Raw genomic sequence first — 3,647 nt, 5'->3', positions numbered from 1 at the left:
GGTAAATATTCTTTCCCGAAGCGGGATAAAATTTCATTTCGGGCCCCATTAATTCCCTCACCAGAAAGAGAAGTGGAGTCCGTCCGCATGTAGGTGATGAACCCTTGTTCATATAGGCGTTGTGCAGTACGCATGGTTTTTCGGGCGGAAGATCGAATTTTTCGGGCCGCTTCCTGCTGAAGGGTGGATGTGGTGAAGGGCGGTTTTGGGTGTGAGTTTTTTATTTTTTCTTCCACATCTGAGACTGTCCAAGCGCCGCTTTTTAACTCTTTAACCAATGCATCGGCTTGGGCCTTTGATAGGAGTAAAGCATCCTGTTTTTTCAATTCGCCCGTATTGGGGTCAAAATCTTTTCCCGTTGCAAGACGTTTTCCATCTACGCGGATAAGGTTTGCTGAAAATGGTTTTTCTCCTGAAAGAAGGTTCGCCTTTAAATCATAATAAAGGGCAGAATGGAATGCTTGACGAAGCCTTTCTCTTTCAACAATTATTTTCAGGGTAGAAGATTGAACACGGCCGGCTGAAAGGCTCACCTCTACAAATTTCATATTCTTTTTTAAAGTACTCCAAAGTACGCGAGAAACTTTATATCCCACTAGGCGATCGATAATGCGTCGCGTTTGCCGGGCAGCCACAAGATCCATATCTATTTCTCTAGGATGCTCCATTCCTTCCGCAACACCTTCTTTAGTGATTTCAGTAAACTGAACGCGGGAGAGTTTAGACTTATCTACCTCGGTGGCGATGTGCGCTGCAATCGCTTCGCCTTCCCGGTCAGGGTCAGTGGCTATTACAATTCGGTCAGTTTTCTTTGCCAGCGATTTCAATTCTTTCATGAATGGTTTTTTATCCGGCAATACATCTTCTATTGTAGCGAAGTTGTCATCAACATCTACACCCAATTCTTTTTTAGGAAGATCTTTTATATGGCCAACGCTGGCGATGACTTCAAATTCTCCACCGAGGTATTTTGAAATTGTTTTCGCTTTTGAAGGCGATTCCACTATTAAGATTGGTTTGCTGCTCATTTATATTTCGTCTATTTGTTTAATCGGCAGGAAATCCATTTTCCCACGCGCGTATATTAATGTAATAAAAAGTTTTATAAAGACAAAGAATTGATATGCTTAACCAATTCATTTATTTTTACTTGGCTCTGCTCTCCAGAGGATAAGTCTTTAACTTCTGCTTTTCCTAGTTCTAATTCTTGATCACCAATGATTATTGCAATTTGTGCACCACATTTATTGGCTTCCCGCATTTGTGCTTTTAATGATCGCCGTAATACATCAAAATCAGTTCTGATATTATTTTTACGCAAATCTTCAGCAAGTTTTATTACAGTTGTACGTACCGCATCACCGAGCCCCACAATATAAACTTGTGTGGTTTTCTCACTGGAATTCTTATCGCCCAAAGCTAAAAGGATCCGTTCCATCCCCGCAGCGAAACCGATTCCCGCGGTGGGCTTCCCGCCCAATGTTTCTACTAGGCCGTCGTAACGGCCACCGCCACAAATAGCATCTTGTGCGCCGAGAGCAGTGGAAGTGATTTCAAAAGTTGTTCTGGTATAATAATCCAAACCGCGAACGAGTCGAGGCGTCAATTCGTATGAAATTTTCATGGCATTCAACAAAGAACATACTTCTTCAAAGTGAACTTTATCTTCCACCGTCCAGCAATCAGAAATATTGGGGACGTCTTTCAGGATCTCAATTTCGTGAGGCGCTTTTGTATCGAGGATTCGAAGTGGATTATTTTCAAATCTTTTTTGACTGGTTTCGCTTAAATCATTGAAATGGGGTTTTAAAAAATCGCGGAGTGCATTGCGATAATTACTGCGACATTGGGGTGAACCAATGGAATTCAATTTTAAGGTAAGCCCGCCTAACCCAATATTATTAAAAATGGACATGGCCAATGCGATTACTTCCGCATCAATTTCTGGATGTTCCGAGCCAAAAGCTTCAATCCCAAATTGGTGGAATTGGCGGTAGCGCCCTTTTTGAGGACGTTCTCTTCGAAAAAGCGCATCAATATAATAGAGTTTATTGATGGGACTTTGTCCCCCCAGATTATGCTGAATGAATGACCGTGCTACGGGCGCAGTCAGTTCCGGTTTAAGGGTGAGCTTCTCGCCACTTTGGTCTGTCCAGCTATACATTTCTTTGGATACAATATCTGTTTCTTCGCCGACTCCTCGGGTAAAAAGTTCCGTCCGCTCAAAAGCAGGAGTACGGATTTCTTTATAATTATAGTGCTCCATGGTGCTGCGAATGGCCGCTTCCAACGCTTGCCAGCGGTGGCTTTGATCCGGGAGAATATCCTGGGTACCTTTAATTGATCGGAGAGATGTCATGTTTTTTTAAGAAATTTGTAATAAATATAGAGGAGAGATTACAACAGATTTAAATAAATTATTTACTTAACAATTTTAATATGGTGCCCAAGCCGCTTTAATTATAATCAGAAATAATATCTTCCAGCAAATTTTCTGCCTTTTCCTTAAATGGTTCGGGGATATACAATTTCACCGAACTGCCCGGGAGGCCTATTGCTTTAATGCCGTAGGCGGAGCTTAAAAAATCGCCTTTGGTATAGCATGGAATGTCATTTTGTTTTAACAAAACCACAGCCATGTCTGCCATTACAGCACCGCTGAAATCGGCGATGACTATCCAATTCATATTCTCAAGGTGTGCCGCATCAGGATCGGTTTTCACGAGGGTAACACCACAGTCGGCGCAAACGGTTATTTCTTCCACATATTCACTTTTACATTCGGGACAAAACATAAGAGGCCTCCATTGATGTGATTGAGTTTACAACTGGGCGTTGAAAAACACAAATTTCTAATATGGATTTCATCAACTATATTGATGCATGGATTAACTTAGTCAATCCACACCAAAACATAAAATCTATCGGTCAAAAAGAGATGGACGGCTAAAGGTGCCGCCGCGTTGTTCTACTTTTAAATCTCTCAAGTTTGGCGATTTTACATTCAGTTTAAAATAAAGTCCCGAAGCATAACCATTGGGTGTCCAATTGACACTCATTTCCCAGCAGTGTAGATCTCGGAAAACAGAAAAAGTATGGCTGACCAAATCCTGGTTGATTAGGTTAAAGCGGGCGTTATAAGTGACTTTCCAGTTTTCTGTCATTTGAATTGTTGAATTAGTGGACATCCAAAATGTCTTTTGTGGATTATTGGGGTTGGCATTGTTATAGGCAAAACTGAAACTGGCAGAAGTGGACCATAGGTCACCCGTATTCTTCTGGCCCGAATTACCTACACTCCCAAACCGTCCGAGTAAATTGGCGCCATCCATTCGTTCTTCAGTTTCGGTGGTGTCTTCTTCCGTCGTTTCTTCATCTTCAGGATCAAAAGAAAGACGCTTCCCGGAAAAACGAAATCCGGTGGAGAAACGGGCGTTGATCAGTCGTGGAGTTGGCACACCGCCTTTGGTTTTAAATGTATTGATACGCATATTTTTTTCTTTGTCAAAATCGTACCAATCGTGGGTCATGGAAAAATCAAGATTCAGTTTTCGGCTAATGTTGGCCCGAACCGATGAACTGATATTACTCCACTGAAATTCGTCTGCTACAAAATTTCGGCTGGTGCCCATGCGCCAGGAAAAAAG

The 3,647-nt window shown here is 42.0% G+C and carries 4 protein-coding genes; all 4 read right to left on the bottom strand.

The features are described 5' to 3' along the window. The coding region (locus tag HN459_05440) for a toprim domain-containing protein (protein ID MBT3478890.1) at positions 1–1,028 on the bottom strand (1,028 nt) is incomplete at its 3' end. Between the two features lie 74 nt (positions 1,029–1,102). Further along, on the bottom strand, positions 1,103–2,359 hold the full coding sequence (locus HN459_05435; protein MBT3478889.1) for a histidine--tRNA ligase: 1,257 nt from the start codon (positions 2,357–2,359) through the stop codon (positions 1,103–1,105). Positions 2,360–2,456: 97 nt separating this feature from the next. After that, on the bottom strand, positions 2,457–2,795 hold the full coding sequence (locus HN459_05430; protein MBT3478888.1) for a hypothetical protein: 339 nt from the start codon (positions 2,793–2,795) through the stop codon (positions 2,457–2,459). A gap of 126 nt (positions 2,796–2,921) precedes the next feature. Further along, positions 2,922–3,647 (bottom strand): hypothetical protein (locus HN459_05425; protein MBT3478887.1); only part of this gene is annotated, 726 nt, incomplete at its 5' end.

The organism is Candidatus Neomarinimicrobiota bacterium, from assembly GCA_018647265.1.
GTDB lineage: Bacteria > Fidelibacterota > Marinisomatia > Marinisomatales > TCS55 > TCS55.
Note: the sequence above shows the minus strand (reverse complement) of the source record. Positions and strands in the feature narration are given on the sequence as shown.

Bases quoted from the DNA above. Each gene is read 5' to 3' on its own strand.
- HN459_05435 (MBT3478889.1), bottom strand. From the start codon at position 2,359: ATGACATCTCTCCGATCAATTAAAGGTACCCAGGATATTCTCCCGGAT.
- HN459_05430 (MBT3478888.1), bottom strand. From the start codon at position 2,795: ATGTTTTGTCCCGAATGTAAAAGTGAATATGTGGAAGAAATAACCGTT.